Consider the following 20,961-nt stretch of genomic DNA (forward strand, 5'->3'; position numbering starts at 1 on the left):
GGCAACCCCCGGGGTGGTGGGGCTTCCTGCCGTGGGCGGTCGGGGTGGGGGTCAGGCGGCTTTCCCGTATCCGCGGGGTGGCTGCCGTCGGGCCCGGGCGGTGTCGCCGCCGAGCTCGGCCCACACCGACTTGCCGAACCGCAGGGTGTCCACGCCCCAGTTGCCGCCGGTCAGGGCGTCCACCACGACCAGACCGCGCCCGTACGCGTGCCGCTCCGGCTTGGCCGCGCTCGCGTCGTGCACCTCGACCCGCACCCCACCCGCGAGGCGCACCACCCGCACCCGAACACCCGCATACGCCGGCGGCACCGCGTACATCACCGCATTGGTCACCAGCTCGCTCACCACCAGCCCGGCATCGTCCGCCAGATCCGCCAGCCCCCACCCGTCCAGCACCCGCACCACGAAACCCCGCGCCCTGCGCACCGACCGCGCCTCCCGGGCCATCAGCACACACCCACCCCGGTCCCCCACCACCGAAAGCTCCGAGGCGGGCAGGACCCCCACCACCTCCGCGAACACCACACACACCGGCACACCGGGACGCTCCACCGCACTCACCGCCGCACCGCCCCCTCGAAGTGCTCCTGCACACAAGGGCGGACGAGCGCGTCCCCCCGGCATCGGCCGACCACGACCCCGCCCCGCATCACTTCGCGCGACACCGGATCCCGGCTGGCAGTGGACCGCCGCGGCACCTCCGCCGGGGTCCCGGGCTGTTCAGGGGGCTCGGTACGAGGCGCGTACACCCCATCCACTCGCTGCGCCCCAGGGCGACCAAGAAGGTCTGCCCGTACACAGGCGACAATTCGGCGGATAAGCTCGATCACGTCCGATCAGCCGCCGGGGTCTGTGCTCCTCCATCGAATCGGCCGGGCTCGTCGAGGTGAGGAACCAGACGAGTGGCCAGGAGGGGGCCACACCGGAGAGGAAGGGGGCCAGGGATGAGCGAAAGCGAGCGCCGGCGCAGGTTCGGCGCCTATCTGGCGCAGTTGCGGCGGCGGGCTAAGAAGTCGCAGCGGGCGCTGGCGGTTTCCCTCTGCGCGGTCTCGGGGACCGCTTCAATCACCCGGAACGAGGTCTCGCGCTGGGAGCGCGGTGAACGCATTCCCGACACCTGGCTTCCCTTCCTTGCGGAGGCCCTCGGCGCGCCGCTGCACGAGCTGGAGCGTGCCGCCGCCTACGCCCGCGACGAAGCAGGCGGATTCCTGCCCGGCCCCACAGCGACCTTGGCCGAATTGCTGCCCGGCGACCCCCTGGCCCCCCTCACCACGCCGCGGGGCCGCCATATCGGTGCCGGGAACGTCAGCGATCTGGCTGCCCGGGTGCACGGTCTGCGGCTGGCGGACGATGTGCTGTCCGGCGGGGACCTGATCGGCCCGGCCTTCCGCGAGCTGCGTGCCGCCGTCCTCCTCCACCAGGGAGCCGCGTTCAGCGACGAGACCGGGCGCGCGCTGCTGGTGCAGATCGCCGAACTCGCCCAGATCGCCGGGTGGATCGCCTCGGACGCGGGCCGCCACGCCGACGCCGAACGCGCGTACACCATGGGCATCTCCGCCGCGCGGCAGGGCGGGGACCGCACCTTGGCCGCCAACCTGGCCGGGTCACTTGCCTACCAGCACACCAACTCCGGCCGGCAGCGGGAGGGCATCGACCTGGCGCACGCCGCCGTCGAGGAGGCCGGACCGGACGTACCCGCCAGGCCGCTGGCACTGTTCCTGGACCGCATCGCGTGGGCCCACGCGAAAGCCGGGGAGGCACAGCCCGCGATCCGAGCCCTCGGACAGGCCCACGCGGCCCTGGCCGACGATGACGGGACCCCGTCCCCGGCGTGGGCGTACTGGGTGACCTCCGAAGAGCTGGACATCATGGACGCACGGGCCTTCACGGAACTGCGCAGGCCGCTACGGGCGGTCCCCCTGCTGTCCGACGTCCTCGGCCGCTACGACGCCACCCACGTACGGGAAGTCGCCCTCTACCGCTCCTGGCTGGCGGAAGCCCTGGCCGACGCCAACGAACCCGAGCAAGCGGCACACGAAGCACGGCGGGTCATCGAACTCTCCGCCGACCTGCCCAGCGAGCGGACCGCCGAACGCACCCGCGTCGTACTGCACCGCCTCGCAGAGCACGAGGACGTGCCCGAGGTCCACGACCTGCTCACCACCCACGGCCACCTCGCGCTGCTCTAGGGTCTGCCGTTCGGCCCACCGTGCCCACCCCTCAAAGCCGCCCGGCGCAACGTCCGCCGCGCCCCGGGCGCCTCTGCCGCCGCCGGCGGCGGCGGCCACCCACCCGAGGACCCGGGCGCCCCTTCGCCGTACGGCGACCCACCGGAGGCGCGGCGAACGGCGCGCCCGCCCGACCGCCGGCCGGTGGGCCCGCTACGGCAGGAGTCTGCTCGGGACGGTGGCCCCCCGCGGCCCCGCCGCCGGCACGGGCGGACCCCGTCCCGGCAAAGGGGCAGAATAGGGCCGTGGACGTGGAGGGGTTGCAGGGGCTGCTCAGCCCGGAGGGGCAGGCGCTGCTGGAGGCGCTGCGCGGGCACGACCCCGCCGACGAGCTGGCGGCGGCCACCCGGCTGCGGCGGTCGTACGACACCGCGCTGGTGTCGGCCGCGCTCGGCCAGGCGCGGCTGCGGCAGCGGGGCGCCGCCAAGTTCGGGGCCGACGCCGGGCGGATGTACTTCACGCCGGACGGGGTCGAGCAGGCGACCCGGACGAGTGTGGCCGAGCACCGGGCCGCGCGGTTCCGGGCGCTGGGGGTGCGGCGGCTGGCCGACCTGTGCGGCGGGGTCGGCGGCGACGCCATCGCGCTGGCGCGGGCCGGCATCGAGGTGCTGGCCGTCGACCGCGACCCGCTGACCTGCGCGGTGGCCCGCGCCAACGCCGGCGCGCTGGGGCTGGCGGACTGGATCGAGGTGCGCTGCGCGGACGTCGCCGAGGTCGCCACCGACGGCTACGACGCGGTGTTCGTCGACCCGGCCCGCCGCACCGGCCGCGGCCGTACCTTCGACCCGGAGGCGTACTCCCCGCCGCTGTCCTGGGCCCTGGCGGCGGCGCGCACCGTGCCGTTCGCCGCGGTGAAGGTCGCCCCTGGCGTCCCGCACGAGGCGGTGCCCGGGGACGCCGAGGCCGAGTGGGTCTCGGACCGCGGCGACGTGAAGGAGGCGGCGCTGTGGTTCGGCACCGGCCCCGGCTCCTTCCGCGCCACCCTGCTGCCCTCAGGGGCGGCGCTGAGCGCCGCGGAACTCCCGCCGGACCCGCCGGTCCGGGCGGTGGGCCGGTTCCTGTACGAGCCGGACGGCGCGGTCATCCGCGCACACCTGGTCGCCGCGGTCGCCGACGAGCTGGACGGCGGCCTGATCGACCCCAGCATCGCCTACGTGACCGCCGACGCGCCGCGCCCGACGCCGTACGCGACCGGGTACGAGATCGACGACGTGCTGCCGTTCAACCTCAAGCGGCTCAAAGCGCTGCTGCGGGAGCGGGAGGTGGGCACGCTGACGGTGAAGAAGCGCGGTTCCGCGGTGGAGCCGGAGGAGGTGCGGCGCCGGGTGAAGCCGCAGGGCCCGAACGCGGCGACGGTGTTCCTGACCAGGGTCGCGGGGGCGCCGTCGATGCTCGTCGGGCGCCCGGTGACACAGGGTCAGCTCTCCACCGAGACCGAGACGAACCGCCAGCGGTGCACCTGACGGCGGACCAGTTCCTCCGGCGGGTCGGGCAGTTCGGGCGGTTCGGCGTCGTACGGCGCCTCCCACCAGCTGATCACCAGCACCCGGTCGCCGGGCGCGATCAGGAACTCCAGCCGCCGGGGGGCGGCGGGCAGCTGCTGCTCCCTCGCCCAGTCCAGCAGCCGGGGGCCGCAGCCCTCCGCGGCGGCGGCCTCCCACATCAGGGTGACGGTCATCCGTAGAGGTTGTCCTTGCTCAGCTCGTGCACGTGGTCGTGGCGGTGGGCGGCCCCGCCGTGGACGGCACCCGCGGGCACGCCGTCGCGTCCGCCGTCGCGTCCGCCGTCGTGGCCGCCGTCGTGTGTGTGCCCCGGCACCGACACCTCGGTGACCGGCAGCGAGGAGTCGGCCGGCAGGTCCAGGGCGGAGGCCGGGCGGCCTCGCGCCACCATCTCGGCGCCGAGCGCGGCGACCATGGCGCCGTTGTCCGTGCACAGCCCCGGGCGCGGCACCCGCAGCCGGATCCCGGCGTCCGCGCAGCGCTCCAGGGCGAGCGCGCGCAGCCGGGAGTTGGCGGCCACGCCCCCGCCGATCATCAGGTGGTCGACGCCGTTGTCCTTGCAGGCCCTGATCGCCTTGCGGGTCAGCACGTCCACCACGGCCTCCTGGAAGGACGCGGCGACATCGGCGACCGGCACGTCCCGCCCCTCCTTGCGCCGGGCCTCGACCCAGCGGGCGACGGCGGTCTTCAGACCGGAGAAGGAGAAGTCGTAGAGCGGGTCCCGGCCGCCGGTCAGGCCGCGCGGGAAGGCGATGGCCCCGGCGTCGCCCTCGCGGGCGTACCGGTCGATCACCGGGCCGCCGGGGAAGCCGAGGCCGAGCACCCGGGCCACCTTGTCGAACGCCTCGCCTGCCGCGTCGTCGATGGTGGCGCCCAGCGGCCGTACGTCGGCGGTGATGTCGGGGGCCAGCAGCAACGAGGAGTGGCCGCCGGAGACCAGCAGCGCCATCGTCGGCTCGGGCAGCGGCCCGTGCTCCAGCTGGTCCACGCAGATGTGCGAGGCGAGGTGGTTGACACCGTAGAGCGGCTTGCCGAGCGCGTAGGCGTACGCCTTGGCCGCCGAGACGCCGACCAGCAGCGCGCCGGCCAGCCCGGGGCCGGCGGTGACCGCGACGCCGTCGAGGTCGCGGGCGCTGACCCCGGCCGCCTTCAGGGCCCGCTGGACGGTGGGGACCATCGCCTCCAGGTGGGCGCGGCTGGCGACCTCCGGCACCACGCCGCCGTAGCGGGCGTGCTCGTCGACGCTGGAGGCGATCGCGTCGGCCAGCAGGGTGTGGCCGCGCACGATGCCGACACCGGTCTCGTCGCAGGAGGTCTCGATGCCGAGGACAAGGGGTTCGTCAGCCATGGATCTCGGTTCCCGGTACGTCGTCGGGGCCGGTCGGGTCGCCGGCGGGCACGGTGGAGGCGGGGTCGGCGAGCCGCATGACGAGCGCGTCGACGTTGCCGGGCTGGTAGTAGCCCTTGCGGACGCCGATCGGCTCGAAGCCGAAGCGCAGGTAGAGGCGCTGGGCGCGCGGGTTGTCCACCCGCACCTCCAGCAGCACCTCGTGGCACTCGGCGGCGGTCGCGGTCCGCAGCAGTTCGGTCAGCAGCCGGGCGCCGAGGCCGGAGCCCCAGTGGTCGCGGGCGGCGGCGATGGTCTGCACGTCGCCGGTGCCGGCCACCGCGGCGAGCCCGGCGTAGCCGACGATCCGGCGGCCGTCGGCGGTCTCGGCGACGACGTAGCGGCGGCTCGCCGCCGGGTGGCCGGTGTCGGCCAGCTCCGACCAGAACATGCCGCGCGACCAGGAGTCCTCGGGGAAGAGGTCGTGTTCGAGCGCGGTGACGGCGTCCAGGTCCCACCAGCGCATCTCCCGCAGGACCACGTCCTGCCCGGCGGCGGTCACTGCGGCAGTACCGCCTTGTAGCCGGCGGGCACCTGGGCGTCGGGGCGGCGCAGGTAGAGCGGCAGCGCGGGTTCGAAGGGCTCGCCGGCGGCCAGCCGGTGGGCGGCGAGGGCGGCGAGGGCGCCGGCCGACTGGTGGGCGGGGTCGGGGCGGCGGTCGGCGAAGACCTCCGGGTACAGGTGCGCCCCGGCGCCGACCGCGGGCAGCCCGGCGACCTCGCGGGCGATGTCGCCGGGGCGGTTCACCGCGGGTTCGGTGATCCGGCGGTGCGGGCCGGCGTAGCGCGCCCAGTACACCTCCTTGCGGCGGGCGTCGGTGGCCACGGTGAACGGGCCCAGCAGCCCGGCCTCGCCGGCCGCCCACGCCAGGCCGTCCAGCGTGCACACGCCGTGTACGGGGATGCCGAGGGCGTCGCCGAAGGCGGCGGCGGTCACCAGGCCGACCCGCAGCCCGGTGTACGGGCCGGGGCCGACGCCGACGACCACGCCGGTGACCTGGCCGATCACCGCGCCGGCGGCGGTCAGCACGCGGTCGACGGCGGGAACCAGCAGTTCACCGTGCCGCCGCGCGTCGACCACCGTCGACTCGGCGAGCACCCGCTCCCCGTCGTGCAGGGCGGCGGTGACGGCGGGCGTGGCGGTGTCGAAGGCAAGCAGCAGCACGAGCCCAGCCTACGGCGCGCACTCGCGGTACCGGGGTGGCGGGCGGGGTGACTGCTACCGTCGAACCGGATGAAACGCGCAATTCATATGAAGTAGCGCAAATGGGATCGCCCGGTGGGGCGCCGGCAGCGGGAGGACGGCAACCGTGGTGAGGATCAAGGCCGGCATGCTGGTCACCGCGCTCGTCGCGGCGGCCCTGGCCGGTGTCGGCGCGCTGGCGGTGGACGCCGCCGGCTCCGCGCCGGGTGCGGCGGCGACGGCCGCGGCGCGCGCCGCGCGGGCCGGGCAGGCCCTGGGCAAAGGGGTGGCGGCCGGCGGCGGCGCCGGGCGCGGCGCCGCGCTGTGGGCGCTTCCCGCGCACTCCGGCGCGGGCGAGCGGGTCGTCTACAGCATCGGCCTGCGGCGGGTCTGGCTGGTGGACGACGAGGAGCGCGCGCTGCGGACGTATCCGGTGACCGGCGGCGGCGTACGGCCCGCGCTCGGCACCCACCAGGTGTTCGCCCGGCGCGCGCAGGGCCGCGGCGGCGACGGGGCGCCGGTCGAGCACGTGGTGCTGTTCGCGTCCACCGACGGTACGAACATCGGCTTCAGCGCGGCCACCGACCGCGCCCCGCACCCGCCCCTGCGGACAGCGGCGATCCGCCAGAGCCGCCCGGACGCGGCGGCTCTGTGGCACCAGGCGACGATCGGCAGCACGGTCGAGGTCGTCCGCTGACACCGACCCGAGCACCTGTCCGCGGACGGCGGCTACGACAGGTGCCGCCGTCAGCTGTGGAAGCGAAACATCAAGCCGATGACCGACGACGCGGTATCGCCCACGGATCCGGCGCCGGACGCATCCGCCGGGTAGCCGAGCGGGCCTCCGCCCGGCTCCACCCGTTCAAGCGCCTCCGTAACCGCGAGGAGGCACGCACCGACCTCCACCAAGGTCTACCCGAACTCGCCTGCAGCGTCATTTACCTCAGACGACTGCGCAAGTGATCCTGAAATGATCAGTAGGTCTCAAGATCTGTCGCAACATCCTCGATCACGGCGGACTGTGCCGACGATTCGTAGGGGCCCGCTGCCGAGTGAGGGCACCTGCTGTTACTCGGGCCCATGTTTGGCATATGCCATCGTCGGAGGCTCTCGTCCCCCTCTTGCCCCCTCCTGGTGCGGACCCAACATTGGTGGAGTCGGCCATCGGCAGGGGAGGGGGAAATTCTGCTGGAGAGAAGTGCGTTACGAATTTCCGCCGCGGTGGGCTCGGTGGTGCTCGTCGGCGTCTGGACCAACATCTACACCAACAACCTACCTCATTCGGGTTATCTTTCTACCGCAACTTCCATGGGGTGGGCCAATCTGCTGCTTGCTCTCGGAATCGTATGCCTGTCTCTTGGAGAATGAGGCTCGCGGAGGTGGCGCGTGAACCAGGAAGAAGAATTTCAGGTACTCTACAAAACCTTGCAGCAGCGGTAGAGGCGTGTCCTGGAAAGCACTCTCCGGATCGTATGCACTCTCATCTCTCAGACGCTCAGGGTCCCGGTCAATGCACGGTATTTCCCGGTTGAGGAGGAGTTGCCCGACGATCACGCGGACTGGTACGAGCCTGACGTGGGGCGGATGATCGAGCCCAGGCAGCGTTGGGTCCTCGCGTGTCCGGTGTTGAAGCTGGATACACTCACCAATAGTCATCGCCTGGAACACGCGCCGCACGGCGTTATCGTTTTCTACGGAACGCAGGTACCCGCCGGTTCGGGCGCGCCTGCCCGTATTCAGACCTGCTTGAACTTCGCCGAGCAGTTCGCAGAACAGATGTCGCACGTCCTGAACATGCTGGAATTGTCCAGCCGTGCGGAGGAGAGAGACGATGACCAGCCGCGAAACGATTCCTAGTTCCCTGTGTCTGCGGATCACTCGCCGCTGTAATGCGGCCTGTGCCTTCTGTCAGGCGCCGCCCACCTCTCGTGAGGAACTTTCCGTTGCCGACATCGGGGAATTAGCTGCCTTTTTCGGTGGCCGGGGCGTTCATACCATGAAACTGTCCGGCGGCGAACCGACCATGCGACGGGATCTGCCCGACATCATCCGGGTGGTAGCGTCCGGCGGGCTGACGCAGGCCAGCGCACGCTGAGGCCCGTCGTTGCACGGGTGCGCCGGGGTGACTTTACCGGACCCGTGCGAGGGGCGCGGTGTCGCCCGTGCTCTTGCCCAGCAAGATCGTGCAACACTGCCCTATGCGTGTTCCGGTCGGTGGGCTCATCCCCTTGTGCCCAACGCAGTCCGGGAACATTTGGCCGCTCTTGACTGTCCTGACACGGTGCAGTTCGAGTTCCTTCATGATGAGCTCAACAAAGCGGCCGTCACACCAGACGCACCGGACAGGACGCCCGGCTGAACCGCGGTCCCGACGGCCTCAGCCGTCCCGTCTGAGCCCCGAGCCCGGTCAAAACGACTCTTTGACGTTCTGACGCGTCGCCAGCATACGGCGGGGACTTCTTGACCTGCTGATGTGTTCACGGTGAGCTGTGGACGCCGACAGCACGACGGCCCCCGCTCCCGCAGGGGCCGTTCGCGTTCCCCCGCCTTGAGCCGGGGGTAGCGTTCCGGGTGTCGAGATCGGAACGGAGCCAGGATGTCCTACCCGCCAGCTCTGCCACTGGTGAGATCGGGGCGCAGATCGCACGGGCTTTGGAAGCCGTCACCGGCCCGCCCATAGAAGTCCTCGGCTTCTCGAATGCCGTTCCCCGGGCCCACATCTCCGACGACGGAAAGGGCGGTCACGACCTGGTCAACCCGCCGACCGGCATCGCCGCCTCGCAGAGGATCCCGACCGGGCAACCGGCGCTTCGGGACAACTACTCCGGGGTGTGGCTGTCGCGCTACGACCCGTACTCCCCGGACTCATCGGCGAGGCCACGACCGCGGCGCGCACCCGTCCTGATACCCGGAACTGGCGGCTCTTCGCCACCACGTACCGCACCGCGTACGACGTGACGACGAAACTCGGCTACACGGACCTCAGCACCGTCGCGCTGGACCGGATGGATTGGGCGGCACAGCGCGCGTCCGACGCGGTCCTCGGCGCAGTACGCCAGTATCTGCGGGCGCTGGCCTACTTGCGCGCGAGCGACTACCGGACCGGCAAGCGGCTGATACAGCTGGGCATGTCGGCACTGGAGAACGCGGAGGCGGGTCGGGTACGCGATGTCGTCGTCGGGCACGTGCATCTCGGCGCAGCCGTACTCGCGGGCAGGGACCAGGACGAGGACGCCGCGATGGGACACCTCGACGAGGCGCAGACCCTTGCCGTCCGCACCGGACCGGCCGAGAAGGTGCACTGGCTGTCCTTCGGGCCGGTGAACGTCGGCGCCCACAAGGTCAGTGTGCTGGCCGAGTTGAACCAGTATCAGGAGGGCCGTCCGGACTTCCGAGTCGCTCGCGGTTCCGGCGGACTGGCCACTCTCCCGGCAGTCACGCCACCAAGCCGAAATCGCGCGGGCCCAGATGTGGACCGGCCGTACGGAAGACGCGTTCCGAAGCTTGCGACGGGCGCGGAAGCTGGCGCCCCAACAGGCGCGGTACGACGTCATGGTGCGGGAGACGTACGCCGGTCTCGAATCGGCGAAGCGCCAAATGCCGGACTCCTTCAGCAACTTCGGCCCTGGTGGAGGTGTCCAGGCGGACGGTGATCCGCGACGCCCGTCCCTGCGGGAGGTGGACGTTCCCATCCGGTCCGAGCACGGCCGCGCCGGCGGCTGCCGCCTGGCGCCGGGGTACCGGACCCGGCTCACCACGCTGCATCCCACCGAGGCGGAGACGCGCTACCTCTCCGGCCTGCCCGCGGCCCTGCGCGATCTCGGGCTGTCGGACACGGCGGACACGGCGGACACGGCGGACACGGCGGACACGGCGGACACGGCGGACACGGCGGACACGGCGGACACGGCGGACACGGCGGACACGGCGGACACGGCGGGCACAGCCCGGCTGAAGCTGTCGGCGACCCCGGTCCCGTCCGTGCGCGCGGCGGCCGAGTCGTCGGTACGCCGCTTCCACCTGGACGCCCCGGCCTGGTTCCGCGAGCCGTCGGCGCCGGAACTGCCGCCGGAGCCGGCCCGTGCCGTGTGGTCCGACCGCACTGTCGAACTGGGCTACGCGCGGCCGGGCCGGGACGGCGGCGCCGCGTCGGAGCGCCGGGCTGCGGGAGGCGCGCGCCGCGCGCGTTGGCACTCAGCTTGACCGAGTGCTAAGAGCGTCCTAGTCTCGGATCTGGCACTCGGCACCGCTGAGTGCCAGAACTCAGCGACGGGCAGGTCCGGCACCCGCGACGACGGGCCTACCAGGTCGCCGACCCAGACAGACACTCCCGTGAGCCCTTTGAAGGGGGAGGTCGGATCGTGACGACCGCCAGCACCAAGGTTGCCATCAAGCCGCTTGAGGACCGCATCGTGGTCCAGCCGCTGGATGCCGAGCAGACCACGGCCTCCGGCCTGGTCATCCCGGACACCGCCAAGGAGAAGCCCCAGGAGGGCGTCGTCCTGGCCGTGGGTCCGGGCCGCTTCGAGGACGGCAACCGCCTGCCGCTCGACGTCTCCGTGGGGGACGTCGTGCTCTACAGCAAGTACGGCGGCACCGAGGTCAAGTACAACGGCGAGGAGTACCTCGTCCTCTCGGCCCGCGACGTCCTCGCGATCATCGAGAAGTAGCTCTCCGGCTTCGCCGCACAGCCGTGATCCCGCCCCGGGTTCTCCGTGTCCTACAGGCCGGGGGCCCCGGGGCGGTTTCGTTGACCGTCCTTGACCGTCCTTGACGACGACAACCGACTGACGAGTAGACGAGGTAGTTCCCAGGCATGGCCAAGATTCTGAAGTTCGACGAGGACGCCCGTCGCGCCCTGGAGCGCGGCGTCAACAAGCTCGCCGACACCGTGAAGGTGACCATCGGCCCCAAGGGCCGCAATGTCGTCATCGACAAGAAGTTCGGCGCGCCGACCATCACCAACGACGGCGTGACCATCGCCCGCGAGGTGGAGCTCGACGACCCGTACGAGAACCTGGGCGCCCAGCTCGTCAAGGAGGTGGCGACCAAGACCAACGACATCGCGGGCGACGGCACCACCACCGCGACCGTGCTGGCCCAGGCGCTGGTCCGCGAGGGCCTGCGCAACGTCGCCGCCGGCGCGTCCCCCGCCTCGCTCAAGAAGGGCATCGACGCGGCCGTCAAGGCCGTCTCGGACGAGCTGCTCGCCTCCGCCCGCGCGATCGAGGGCAAGGAGGACATCGCCGCCGTCGCCGCGCTGTCCGCGCAGGACAAGCAGGTGGGCGAGCTGATCGCCGAGGCGATGGACAAGGTCGGCAAGGACGGCGTGATCACCGTCGAGGAGTCCAACACCTTCGGCCTGGACCTGGACTTCACCGAGGGCATGGCCTTCGACAAGGGCTACCTGTCGCCGTACTTCGTCACCGACCAGGAGCGGATGGAGGCCGTCCTCGACGACCCGTACATCCTCATCCACCAGGGCAAGATCTCCTCGATCCAGGACCTGCTGCCGCTGCTGGAGAAGGTCATCCAGGCCGGCGGCTCCAAGCCGCTGCTGATCATCGCCGAGGACGTCGAGGGCGAGGCCCTGTCCACGCTGGTGGTCAACAAGATCCGCGGCACGTTCAACGCCGTCGCGGTCAAGGCGCCCGGCTTCGGCGACCGCCGCAAGGCCATGCTGGGCGACATCGCCACGCTGACCGGCGCGACCGTCATCGCCGAGGAGGTTGGCCTCAAGCTGGACGCGGCCGGTCTGGACCTGCTGGGCACCGCCCGCCGGGTCACCGTCACCAAGGACGACACCACGATCGTCGACGGCGCCGGCGACAAGGCCGAGATCGAGGGCCGGATCGGCCAGATCAAGGCCGAGATCGTCGGCACCGACTCCGACTGGGACCGCGAGAAGCTCCAGGAGCGCCTCGCCAAGCTGGCCGGCGGCGTCTGCGTGATCAAGGTCGGCGCGGCCACCGAGGTGGAGCTCAAGGAGAAGAAGCACCGCCTGGAGGACGCGATCTCCGCGACCCGCGCGGCCGTCGAGGAGGGCATCGTCTCCGGCGGTGGCTCCGCGCTCGTCCACGCGGTCAAGGTGCTCGAAGGCGGCCTGGGCAAGACCGGCGACGAGGCCACCGGTGTCGCGGTCGTCCGCCGCGCCGCCGTCGAGCCGCTGCGCTGGATCGCTGAGAACGCGGGCCTTGAGGGCTACGTGATCACCGCGAAGGTCGCCGACCTGGAGAAGGGCCACGGCTTCAACGCGGCCACCGGTGAGTACGGCGACCTGATCAAGGCCGGCGTCATCGACCCGGTCAAGGTCACCCGCTCCGCCCTGGAGAACGCCGCCTCCATCGCCTCCCTGCTGCTCACGACCGAGACCCTGGTCGTGGAGAAGAAGGAAGAGGAGCCCGAGGAGGGCGGCCACGGGGGCCACTCGCACACGCACTGACCCCGCCCCGCTCCACCCCCGGCCCGGCTCCCTCCCCTCGGAGGGGGCCGGGCCGCCCCCGTTGCGCCCCACCGGGCGATCCGCCGCGCGGCCTGCCGGGCGATCCGCCAGGACCGGGCCGCCGGACAAGGCCCGCCCGGGTCAGAACTTGGGGTCGTAGCGGCGCCCGGTACGGGTGGAGGCCGCGGCGTAGAGCGACGTCGGGAGGTGGCGGGTCAGGGCCACGGCCAGTTTGTAGCGCGGGTCGGGGACGCTGACCGTGCGGTCCCGGGCCAGGTCGCGCAGCGCGGTGGCGACGACCTTGTTGGCGTTGAGCCAGGCCCAGGAGGGGACTTTCGAGGCGTCCATGCCGGCGCGGGCGTGGAACTCGGTACGGACGAAGCCCGGACACAGGGCGAGGAAGCGGACGCCGCTGCCGGCGAGTTCCTGGGCGACGCCCTCGGTGAAGGAGACCACCCACGCCTTGCTGGCCCCGTAGGTGCCGCGGGACATGAAGGCGGCCACCGAGGCCACGTTGATGACGAAGCCGCGGCGCCGCTCGCGCATCGCGGGCACGGCCGCGGAGGTGAGGCGGAGCACCGCCTCGCAGTGGACCTTGAGCATGCGCAGCTCCTGGGCGACGGGGACGTCGAGGAAGCCGCCGCCGTTGCCGAAGCCCGCGTTGTTGACCAGGACGTGCACCGGGCGGTCCGGGTCGCGCAGGCGGGCCTCGACGGACGCGATGCCGTCGTCGTCGGCGAGGTCGGCCGGCAGTACCTCGGCGGCGGTGTTGTAGCGGGTAAGGAGGTCCGCCGCGGCACGGGCGAGGCGTTCCTCGTCGCGGGCGACCAGCACCAGGCGGTGACCGTCGGCGGCGAGCCGGCGGGCGAAGGCCGCGCCGAGGCCGGAGGTCGCACCCGTGATGAGTGAAGTCGTCATGCGGGCAGCGTAGATGAGGGCCCGGCGGCTGACGCGGGGGCGGACGCCGCCCCGTTCGCCGCGTTCCCGGCCGGTGCGCGCCCCGGCGGGCGGCGCCCGGTCCGCCGCTGCGGACGCCGCTGGACGCCCGCGGGCGCGACCGGCGCCGGACGTCCGTGCGCTCAGCCCTGCTTGAGGTACGGCGTGGTGACCCCGAGCGGCTCGAAGCCGAGGCGGCTCAGGATCGGGCGGCTCTCGTCGGAGGCGTCCACCTGCAGGTAGCGGAAGCCCCTGGCCGCGGCGAGCCGGGCCCGGTGGGCGACCAGCGAACGGTAGACGCCGCGCCCGCGCCACGCCGGTACGGTGCCGCCGCCCCACAGGCTGGCGAAGTCGGTACCCGGGTGGAACTCGATCCGGGCCGAGCAGACCGGTTCGCCGCCCGCCAGCGCGAGCGTCATGGCGACGTTGCCGGTGCTGTGCGCGAGCTGGTCCAGCAGGCTCGCGTGCGGCCGGGTCCCGTCGGTGCCGAACGCCTTCGCGTGCACCTCCGCCATGAGGGCGGCCCCCGCCGCGTCGGTGACCGGCTCCAGGCGTACGCCCTCGGGCGGCGCCGTGTCCTGGGGCAGCTTGGCGACCTCGGCCACCATCAGCGTCTCCGCCGGCTCCGGTACGAACCCGGCGGCCAGCAGGCGCCGCCCGAGGTCGGCGGGGCGGTCGTGCGCGTACAGCTTCCACTCGAACTCGCGTCCGGCCCCCTCCGGCCCGGCCAGCCACCGCGTCTGCGCGGCGATCGCGGCGTCCGCGGTGTGCTCGTCCAGCTCGGACCACAGCACCCCCGTCCAGTCGTGCGCGCCGGCCCCGGTCTGCCGTATCACCGGGCCGAACCGCTCCACCCGCGTCCCGGCCTCGGCGGGCGGGGCGTCGCGCCGCATCTGGGCGTCGAACAGGGCGCGTACGGCGTCGGTGTCCATCGGCGCATTCCAGCACGCCGCGGCACGCACCGCACCCGGGTTTCCGCCCGGTGGGGCCGGGGGAGCGGTGGCACCGCCGGGCCCGCGCGGGTCAGGCCAACGCGTCCAGGACGAGGCCGACGTCCGACCCGGTGTTGTGGAGGTGCGGGGCGAAGCGGACGTTGCCGGCGCGGGCGGAGAAGCGGACTACGGCGTCGCGCAGCCGGGCCGCGGCGGTGGCGGGCAGGCCGGGGACCGCGACGATCGCCGAGTCGCCCGGGACCGGCGGGTGGCCGAGGGCGGGGCTGCGCCGCGGGGGGGGCAGCACGGGACCGGGGCGGCGTCCGCGTCCTGAGGGCGGCGTTGGGGGCCGCGCCCGCGGCCTTTCCCGCGCCCGGCTTGGCAGAATCGATTCTGCGGAACGTCCGCACGGTCCGTGCCTAGCGGTAGCCCCACCCCGGTCCCGCCGGCCCGTACGGGAACCCGTACTCCGGCTCCGCTCCGGGCTCCTCCGCGGCGGCCCGGCGGGCTCGGCCGTCGACATCGTCCCGGCCGCCCACGCGGTGCCGCTCGCGCCGGTCCGCCGGGTGGTCCGCGCCGTCCTGCATGTCGTCCATGTCGTCGGCGTCGGCGTCGGCGTCGGCGTCGTCGGCGTCGTCGGCGTCGGCCCGGTACTCCCCGCCGTCCCCGTCGTGCTCGTCGTCCCGGCCGGCCGCGTCGGCGCGGCCGGGCACCGGCGCGTCCCTGCGGGCCCCGCCGCCGTCCCCGCCGTCCCGGTCCGCGTCCGCCTCCGACCCCGGGGACCTGCTGCGCGAGCGCCCCATCATCGCCTCGCGCTCGTCCTCGGTGAGCCCGCCCCACACGCCGTAGGGCTCGCGGACGGTCAGCGCATGGGTGGCGCACTCGGCGCGGACCGGGCAGCGCATGCACACCTCCTTGGCCGAGGCCTCGCGCGCGCTGCGGGCGGCGCCCCGCTCTCCCTCCGGGTGGAAGAACAGCGAGCTGTCGACGCCGCGGCAGGCGGCGACGAGTTGCCAGTCCCAGAGATCGGCGTTGGGCCCGGGAAGGCGGGAGAAGTCTGCCATTGCTCATTCCCCTCGACGGGTGCGTGAAGGCGTGGGAGACGGTGGAGACGGCGCCCTGCTGCGCCCGAACCTGCCGGGTCGCCGGACGACCCTCGTCTCGACCGTACATCTGCTGTCTTAGTAGATGTAAATATGACTCATCGCCAATCTAGTGACGAATGGCCAAAGCACCAGAAAAGAGCGGCCAAACAGTGCAAAGGGCGCCATAACACCCGTTCGGCAGCATGCGTCGCCTCCCGGGGGGCGCCCGGCCGCGCTCCCCGGCGCGTTAAATGCACCCGTCTCACCCGTCTGACCTGCGGCACCCGCGTTTTGTAGGCGTGCGATCACGTAGAGTACTGATCGTCGCGACCAAACTCCGTAACTCTTTCGGGTGAGGGTCGTTGAGTCTGGCGGAAGCGGTCGGCGGAGCGAGCGATGCGGGTGCGTGCCCGATCCGTCGGCCCCAACGGTGAAGATTCGTACTTCGTACAGCCTGGAGGCACAACGTGACGCGGTTCAGCTGCGGAGGGCGGTCATGACTTCCGTCCTCGTCTGCGACGACTCCCCGCTCGCCCGAGAGGCCCTGCGCCGTGCGGTGGCCACCGTGCCCGGCGTCGAGCGCGTAACCACCGCGGCCAACGGCGAGGAGGTCCTCCGCCGCTGGGGTGCCGACCGCTCGGACCTGATCCTGATGGACGTCCGGATGCCCGGCCTCGGCGGGGTGGAGACGGTACGGCGGCTGCTGTCCGCCGACCCCGGCGCCCGGATCATCATGCTCACCGTGGCCGAGGACCTGGACGGGGTGGCCCTGGCCGTCGCCGCCGGCGCCCGCGGCTACCTGCACAAGGACGCCTCGCGCGCCGAACTGCGGGCCACCGTGACGCAGGCGCTGGCCGACCCCACCTGGCGGCTGGCCCCGCGCCGGCTGCGGTCCGCCGAGATGGGCGCCGCGCCCACCCTCACCGCCCGCGAGATCCAGGTGCTGGAGGGCATGAGCCACGGCCGCTCCAACGCCGAGATCGGCCGCGAACTCTTCCTCTCCGAGGACACGGTGAAGACCCACGCGCGGCGGCTGTTCAAGAAACTCGGCGCGTCCGACCGGGCCCACGCGGTGGCGCTCGGCTTCCGCTGGGGCCTGGTGCGTTAGCCGCCGTGCCCCCGCCCCCGCGGGCGGCCGTGCCGGACGTCGCGGCCGCCGCGGCGAAGGCCCGCGCGCACACCGCCGTCCGGGCCGCCGCGGCGGCCAAGTCGCCCGCGGGTCTTCGATTTCCCGGGGGAGGACGCATGCTTGGCTTATGGACTTCCTCGGGGATCGGCGGGGGCTTCGGATGGCGGAGATGACAGCGCCGGACGCGGCACCGCACGGCGCGCCGGATAACGCTTCGGTGCAGAAGTACGGTCGCGATGCCACGGATCGTCCCGCGGCGAGGCACCATGGATGGATGCGTGACGACGACACACCTGCCATCGGTGCCCTCGTCCGTCGCGCGGTCGACGGCGACCAGCGGGCGGTGCACGAACTTCTGGCGCACGTCCACCCGCTCGCCGAGCGGTACTGCCGCACCCGGCTGTCCCGGCTGCCGGGCGACGCCCGGCACTTCGTGGACGACCTGGCGCAGGAGGTCTGCCTGGCGGTGCTCTGCGCGCTGCCGCGCTACCGGGACCTGGGCCGGCCGTTCGAGGCGTTCGTGGTCTCCATCGCCGCCCACAAGGTCGCCGACCTCCAGCGGTCCGCCATGCGCGGGCCCGGCAGCACCGCAGTGCCGTCCGACGAGATGCCGGAGAAGCCGGACGACTCGCTGGGCCCCGAGGAGCGGGCGCTGCTCAACAGCGACGCGGCCTGGGCCAAGACGCTGCTGGACCGGCTGCCGGACCATCTGCGGGAGCTGGTCCTGCTGCGGGTCGCGGTGGGACTGAGCGCCGAGGAGACCGGACAGGTGCTGGGGATGTCGCCCGGCGCCGTAAGGGTCGCGCAGCACCGGGCGCTCAGCCGGTTGCGGGCCATCGCCGAGGAGACCACGTCCAGCGCGTCCGGCACCCCGCGGAGCGCCTGAGTCCCCGACCCCCTGACCACGGTGGCCCCGCGGTTCCTGCGCGCCCCCGGCCCGGCGCCGTCCCCGTACGTCACCCGGGGGTGTCACCGGAGGCGGCGGAGGAATAGCGGTCCAGCCACTAGCATTGAACAACTCGCCGGGCAAGACCATTCGGGAAGGTGTCATGTCGTTGAACGCCGACGGAGTAGCCGAGAAGTTCGCCACGCTCGGACTGACCTACGACGATGTGCTCCTCCTCCCGGGCCCCTCCGAGGTGCTGCCCAGCCAGGTTGACACCTCGTCCCTGATCTCCCGCAACGTCAAGGTGAACATCCCGCTGCTGTCGGCGGCGATGGACAAGGTCACCGAGGCGCGGATGGCCATCGCGATGGCCCGGCAGGGCGGTGTCGGCGTGCTGCACCGCAACCTGTCCATCGAGGACCAGGTGAGCCACGTCGACCTGGTCAAGCGCTCGGAGTCGGGCATGGTCACCGACCCGATCACGGTCCGCCCGGACGCCTCGCTCGCCGAGGCGGACGCGCTGTGCGCCCGGTTCCGGATCAGCGGTGTGCCGGTCGTCGACGACAACGGGCGGCTGCTCGGCATCGTCACCAACCGTGACATGGCCTTCGAGAACGACCGCAACCGGCAGGTGCGCGAGGTCATGACCCCGATGCCGCTGGTCACCGGCAAGGTCGGCATCTCCGGGGTGGACGCGATGGCGCTGCTGCGCCGCCACAAGATCGAGAAGCTGCCGCTGGTGGACGCCGACGGCAAGCTGAGCGGCCTGATCACCGTCAAGGACTTCGTGAAGGCCGAGCAGTACCCGAACGCGGCCAAGGACAAGGAGGGCCGGCTGCTGGTGGGCGCGGCCGTCGGCGCCAGCCCCGAGGCGCTGGACCGGGCCCAGGCGCTGGTCTCCGCGGGGGTGGACTTCCTGGTGGTGGACACCTCGCACGGCCACAACAGCAACGCGCTGAACTGGATGGCCAAGATCAAGTCCGCCGTGCCGGTGGACGTCGTCGGCGGCAACGTCGCCACCCGCGACGGCGCCCAGGCGCTGCTGGACGCGGGCGTGGACGGGGTGAAGGTCGGGGTCGGCCCCGGCTCCATCTGCACCACCCGGGTGGTGGCCGGTATCGGCGTCCCGCAGGTCACCGCGATCTACGAGGCCGCGCAGGCGTGTATGGACGCGGGTGTGCCGGTGATCGGCGACGGCGGCCTGCAGTACAGCGGCGACATCGGCAAGGCGCTGGCCGCCGGGGCGAGCAGTGTGATGCTCGGCAGTCTGCTGGCCGGCTGCGAGGAGTCGCCGGGAGAGCTGCTGTTCATCAACGGCAAGCAGTTCAAGTCCTACCGCGGCATGGGGTCGCTCGGCGCGATGCAGTCCCGCGGCCAGGGCCGCTCGTACTCCAAGGACCGCTACTTCCAGGCGGAGGTCGCCGCCGACGACAAGCTCGTCCCCGAGGGCATCGAGGGCCAGGTCCCCTTCCGCGGCCCGCTGTCCGCCGTCCTCCACCAGCTCGTCGGCGGTCTCCGCCAGACCATGGGTTACGTCGGCGCGGCGACCGTCTCCGAGATGGAGTCCAAGGGCCGCTTCGTCCGCATCACCGCGGCGGGCCTCAAGGAGTCCCACCCCCACGACGTCCAGATGACCGTCGAGGCCCCCAACTACCACGGCTGATTTCTGGGGCGGCCTCCCGTGCCGCCGGCTGCACCGTACGGCTGACCCGTGGGACCGGTTCGGGCCCACGGGTCGGGCGGCCGTCTTCCGGGGCAGGCCGGTGGTGCACCTCCACGTAGAGGCGTCGGCCGTGCCGCCGGTCCGCTTCGACGGCGTGGCCTGGGTCCGCCCAGGACCGACGACCCGACGAATACGTGCGGACCTGCTTCCGGGAGTTCCACGACCTGGCCGAGGCGGTACTCGACCGTATCGAGGTGCTCAAGGCGGAGGGAGGGCTCGGGGCGGCCGCTGCCGGCGGACGGCCCGGCGCCGGTCGTCGTGGCGGGGGTACGCGATACTGGGGGTCGCAGGGCCAGAGGAGAGAGGCGCGGGTTGTGACAGAGATCGAGATCGGGCGGGGCAAGCGAGGCCGCAGGGCATACTCGTTCGACGACATCGCGGTGGTGCCGAGCCGGCGGACCCGGGACCCCGAAGAGGTCTCGATCACCTGGCAGATCGACGCCTACCGTTTCGAACTGCCGTTCCTGGCCGCGCCCATGGACTCCGTGGTGTCGCCGGAGACGGCGATCCGGATCGGGAACCTGGGCGGGCTCGGGGTGCTGAACCTCGAAGGGCTCTGGACCCGGTACGAGGACCCGGAGCCGCTGCTCGCGGAGATCTCCGAGCTGGACGACCACCGGGCCACCTCCCGGCTCCAGGAGATCTACGCCGCCCCGGTCCGCGAGGAGCTGATCGGCCAGCGGATCAAGGAGGTACGGGACGCGGGCGTCGTCACGGCCGCGGCGCTGTCCCCGCAGCGCACCGCCCAGTTCTCCAAGGCCGTGGTGGACGCGGGTGTCGACCTGTTCGTCATCCGCGGTACGACGGTCTCCGCCGAGCACGTCTCCGGCTCGCACGAGCCACTGAACCTCAAGCAGTTCATCTACGAGCTGGACGTGCCGGTGATCGTCGGCGGCTGCGCCACCTACACCGCGGCCCTGCACCTGATGCGGACCGGCGCGGCGGGCGTCCTGGTCGGCTTCGGCGGCGGCGCCGCGCACACCACCCGCAACGTCCTGGGCATCCAGGTGCCGATGGCCACCGCGGTGGCCGACGTGGCCGCGGCCCGCCGCGACTACATGGACGAGTCCGGCGGCCGGTACGTGCACGTCATCGCCGACGGCGGCTTCGGCGCCAGCGGCGACCTGCCCAAGGCCATCGCCTGCGGCGCGGACGCGGTGATGATGGGCTCCCCGCTGGCCCGCGCCACCGACGCGCCCGGCCGCGGCTTCCACTGGGGCATGGAGGCGGTCAACACCGAGCTGCCGCGCGGCAAGCGGATGAACCTCGGCACCGCCGGCACGACCGAGGAGATCCTGCTCGGCCCCTCGCACGCTCCCGACGGCTCGATGAACTTCTTCGGCGCGCTGCGCCGCTCGATGGCGACCACCGGGTACTCGGACCTGAAGGAGTTCCAGCGCGTCGAGGTGACGGTCTCACCGACCCACCACCGCTGACCCGCCGCTCCGGGCGGTGACCGCTGGCCCGCCGCTCCGGGCGGTGACCGCTGACCCACCCGCCGCCGGCCCGCCGCCGCCTGTCACGCCGCC

General features: G+C 72.7%; 21 protein-coding genes and 1 pseudogene. 13 read left to right on the forward strand and 9 right to left on the reverse strand.

Translation table 11 applies throughout. The features are described from left to right. Window positions 1-51: 51 nt before the first annotated feature. Window positions 52-561, reverse strand: a complete 510-nt coding sequence (locus RLT57_RS18490; protein WP_311298500.1) for an ATP-binding protein — start codon at window positions 559-561, stop codon at window positions 52-54. A 383-nt stretch (window positions 562-944) separates the two neighbouring features. Between RLT57_RS18490 and RLT57_RS18495 the strand changes: the two genes are divergently transcribed. Together RLT57_RS18495 and RLT57_RS18500 are read left to right on the forward strand one after the other, a co-directional pair. Then, window positions 945-2,189 (forward strand): helix-turn-helix transcriptional regulator, encoded by a 1,245-nt coding sequence (locus RLT57_RS18495; RefSeq protein WP_311298501.1) that lies wholly within the window; start codon window positions 945-947, stop codon window positions 2,187-2,189. 284 nt (window positions 2,190-2,473) lie between these two features. After that, complete coding sequence (locus RLT57_RS18500; protein ID WP_311298502.1) at window positions 2,474-3,691, forward strand: class I SAM-dependent methyltransferase; 1,218 nt, start codon at window positions 2,474-2,476, stop codon at window positions 3,689-3,691. On the opposite strand, the gene RLT57_RS18505 is transcribed toward RLT57_RS18500, so the two are convergent. The 4 genes from RLT57_RS18505 to tsaB are packed head-to-tail and all read right to left on the reverse strand — an operon-like array spanning window position 3,646 to window position 6,281. Further along, window positions 3,646-3,906, reverse strand: coding sequence for a hypothetical protein (locus tag RLT57_RS18505; protein WP_311298503.1), 261 nt, complete (start codon window positions 3,904-3,906; stop codon window positions 3,646-3,648). The genes RLT57_RS18500 and RLT57_RS18505 overlap by 46 nt on opposite strands. After that, a complete protein-coding gene (tsaD, locus tag RLT57_RS18510; RefSeq protein ID WP_311298504.1) occupies window positions 3,903-5,078 on the reverse strand; it encodes a tRNA (adenosine(37)-N6)-threonylcarbamoyltransferase complex transferase subunit TsaD in 1,176 nt (391 codons plus the stop codon). Before tsaD ends, RLT57_RS18505 begins: the two co-directional genes overlap by 4 nt. Beyond that, the gene (rimI, locus tag RLT57_RS18515; protein ID WP_311300764.1) at window positions 5,071-5,583 is read right to left on the reverse strand and encodes a ribosomal protein S18-alanine N-acetyltransferase; all 513 of its coding nucleotides are present in this window, start codon (window positions 5,581-5,583) and stop codon (window positions 5,071-5,073) included. The genes tsaD and rimI overlap by 8 nt, the downstream gene beginning before the upstream one ends. Window positions 5,584-5,615: 32 nt before the next feature. After that, window positions 5,616-6,281 carry a tRNA (adenosine(37)-N6)-threonylcarbamoyltransferase complex dimerization subunit type 1 TsaB gene (gene tsaB / locus RLT57_RS18520; protein ID WP_311298505.1) on the reverse strand — a complete coding sequence of 222 codons (666 nt, stop codon included), beginning with the start codon at window positions 6,279-6,281 and terminating at the stop codon, window positions 5,616-5,618. Between the two features lie 145 nt (window positions 6,282-6,426). Here tsaB and RLT57_RS18525 point away from each other — a divergent pair, with 145 nt between their 5' ends. The 7 genes from RLT57_RS18525 (at window position 6,427) to groL (ending at window position 12,741) form a co-directional block, all read left to right on the forward strand. After that, a complete protein-coding gene (locus RLT57_RS18525) occupies window positions 6,427-6,996 on the forward strand; it encodes a hypothetical protein (protein WP_311298506.1) in 570 nt (189 codons plus the stop codon). Window positions 6,997-7,838: 842 nt separating this feature from the next. Then, window positions 7,839-8,156, forward strand: coding sequence for a hypothetical protein (locus RLT57_RS18535; protein ID WP_311298507.1), 318 nt, complete (start codon window positions 7,839-7,841; stop codon window positions 8,154-8,156). Next, entirely contained in the window at window positions 8,131-8,394 is a 264-nt protein-coding gene (locus RLT57_RS18540; protein ID WP_311298508.1) for a radical SAM protein, read from the forward strand. The genes RLT57_RS18535 and RLT57_RS18540 overlap by 26 nt, the downstream gene beginning before the upstream one ends. Window positions 8,395-9,253: 859 nt before the next feature. Then, window positions 9,254-9,952 (forward strand): hypothetical protein, encoded by a 699-nt coding sequence (locus RLT57_RS18545; RefSeq protein ID WP_311298509.1) that lies wholly within the window; start codon window positions 9,254-9,256, stop codon window positions 9,950-9,952. A 25-nt stretch (window positions 9,953-9,977) separates the two neighbouring features. Beyond that, window positions 9,978-10,502, forward strand: a complete 525-nt coding sequence (locus RLT57_RS18550; protein ID WP_311298510.1) for a hypothetical protein — start codon at window positions 9,978-9,980, stop codon at window positions 10,500-10,502. A gap of 158 nt (window positions 10,503-10,660) precedes the next feature. Further along, window positions 10,661-10,969, forward strand: coding sequence for a co-chaperone GroES (gene groES / locus RLT57_RS18555; protein ID WP_165240547.1), 309 nt, complete (start codon window positions 10,661-10,663; stop codon window positions 10,967-10,969). A gap of 146 nt (window positions 10,970-11,115) precedes the next feature. Next, complete coding sequence (gene groL, locus RLT57_RS18560; RefSeq protein ID WP_311298511.1) at window positions 11,116-12,741, forward strand: chaperonin GroEL; 1,626 nt, start codon at window positions 11,116-11,118, stop codon at window positions 12,739-12,741. 141 nt (window positions 12,742-12,882) lie between these two features. Here groL and RLT57_RS18565 read toward each other — a convergent pair whose 3' ends face one another. From RLT57_RS18565 to RLT57_RS18580, 4 genes and pseudogenes are all read right to left on the reverse strand, one after another. Continuing rightward, window positions 12,883-13,659 (reverse strand): SDR family NAD(P)-dependent oxidoreductase, encoded by a 777-nt coding sequence (locus tag RLT57_RS18565; RefSeq protein WP_311298512.1) that lies wholly within the window; start codon window positions 13,657-13,659, stop codon window positions 12,883-12,885. Window positions 13,660-13,820: 161 nt separating this feature from the next. Then, entirely contained in the window at window positions 13,821-14,609 is a 789-nt protein-coding gene (locus tag RLT57_RS18570; protein WP_311298513.1) for a GNAT family N-acetyltransferase, read from the reverse strand. A 91-nt stretch (window positions 14,610-14,700) separates the two neighbouring features. Continuing rightward, entirely contained in the window at window positions 14,701-14,916 is a 216-nt protein-coding gene (locus tag RLT57_RS18575; protein ID WP_311298514.1) for a hypothetical protein, read from the reverse strand. A gap of 424 nt (window positions 14,917-15,340) precedes the next feature. Next, window positions 15,341-15,673, reverse strand: a pseudogene (locus RLT57_RS18580) (WhiB family transcriptional regulator); the annotation flags it as partial. Window positions 15,674-16,190: 517 nt separating this feature from the next. Here RLT57_RS18580 and RLT57_RS18585 point away from each other — a divergent pair. From RLT57_RS18585 to RLT57_RS18600, 4 genes are all read left to right on the forward strand, one after another. Next, the gene (locus tag RLT57_RS18585) at window positions 16,191-16,802 is read left to right on the forward strand and encodes a response regulator transcription factor (RefSeq protein ID WP_003948568.1); all 612 of its coding nucleotides are present in this window, start codon (window positions 16,191-16,193) and stop codon (window positions 16,800-16,802) included. Between the two features lie 295 nt (window positions 16,803-17,097). After that, a complete protein-coding gene (locus RLT57_RS18590; RefSeq protein ID WP_311298515.1) occupies window positions 17,098-17,709 on the forward strand; it encodes a sigma-70 family RNA polymerase sigma factor in 612 nt (203 codons plus the stop codon). Window positions 17,710-17,872: 163 nt separating this feature from the next. Then, window positions 17,873-19,372: an IMP dehydrogenase gene (gene guaB, locus RLT57_RS18595; protein ID WP_311298516.1), complete on the forward strand. Its 1,500-nt coding sequence runs from the start codon at window positions 17,873-17,875 to the stop codon at window positions 19,370-19,372. A 374-nt stretch (window positions 19,373-19,746) separates the two neighbouring features. After that, window positions 19,747-20,868, forward strand: a complete 1,122-nt coding sequence (locus RLT57_RS18600) for a GuaB3 family IMP dehydrogenase-related protein (protein WP_311298517.1) — start codon at window positions 19,747-19,749, stop codon at window positions 20,866-20,868. The last annotated feature ends 93 nt before the right edge of the window (window positions 20,869-20,961 follow it).

Origin of the sequence: Streptomyces sp. ITFR-21 (assembly GCF_031844685.1) — a bacterium.
In the GTDB taxonomy this organism is placed as follows: Bacteria; Actinomycetota; Actinomycetes; order Streptomycetales; family Streptomycetaceae; genus Actinacidiphila.

What these genes read in the sequence shown, in the direction of transcription:
- groL (WP_311298511.1), top strand. Translation starts at nt 11,116, where the DNA reads ATGGCCAAGATTCTGAAGTTCGACGAGGACGCCCGTCGCGCCCTGGAG.
- guaB (WP_311298516.1), top strand. Translation starts at nt 17,873, where the DNA reads ATGTCGTTGAACGCCGACGGAGTAGCCGAGAAGTTCGCCACGCTCGGA.
- RLT57_RS18565 (WP_311298512.1), bottom strand. Translation starts at nt 13,659, where the DNA reads ATGACGACTTCACTCATCACGGGTGCGACCTCCGGCCTCGGCGCGGCC.
- RLT57_RS18540 (WP_311298508.1), top strand. Translation starts at nt 8,131, where the DNA reads ATGACCAGCCGCGAAACGATTCCTAGTTCCCTGTGTCTGCGGATCACT.
- RLT57_RS18570 (WP_311298513.1), bottom strand. Translation starts at nt 14,609, where the DNA reads ATGGACACCGACGCCGTACGCGCCCTGTTCGACGCCCAGATGCGGCGC.
- rimI (WP_311300764.1), bottom strand. Translation starts at nt 5,583, where the DNA reads ATGCGCTGGTGGGACCTGGACGCCGTCACCGCGCTCGAACACGACCTC.
- RLT57_RS18590 (WP_311298515.1), top strand. Translation starts at nt 17,098, where the DNA reads ATGCGTGACGACGACACACCTGCCATCGGTGCCCTCGTCCGTCGCGCG.
- RLT57_RS18585 (WP_003948568.1), top strand. Translation starts at nt 16,191, where the DNA reads ATGACTTCCGTCCTCGTCTGCGACGACTCCCCGCTCGCCCGAGAGGCC.
- tsaD (WP_311298504.1), bottom strand. Translation starts at nt 5,078, where the DNA reads ATGGCTGACGAACCCCTTGTCCTCGGCATCGAGACCTCCTGCGACGAG.
- RLT57_RS18505 (WP_311298503.1), bottom strand. Translation starts at nt 3,906, where the DNA reads ATGACCGTCACCCTGATGTGGGAGGCCGCCGCCGCGGAGGGCTGCGGC.
- RLT57_RS18495 (WP_311298501.1), top strand. Translation starts at nt 945, where the DNA reads ATGAGCGAAAGCGAGCGCCGGCGCAGGTTCGGCGCCTATCTGGCGCAG.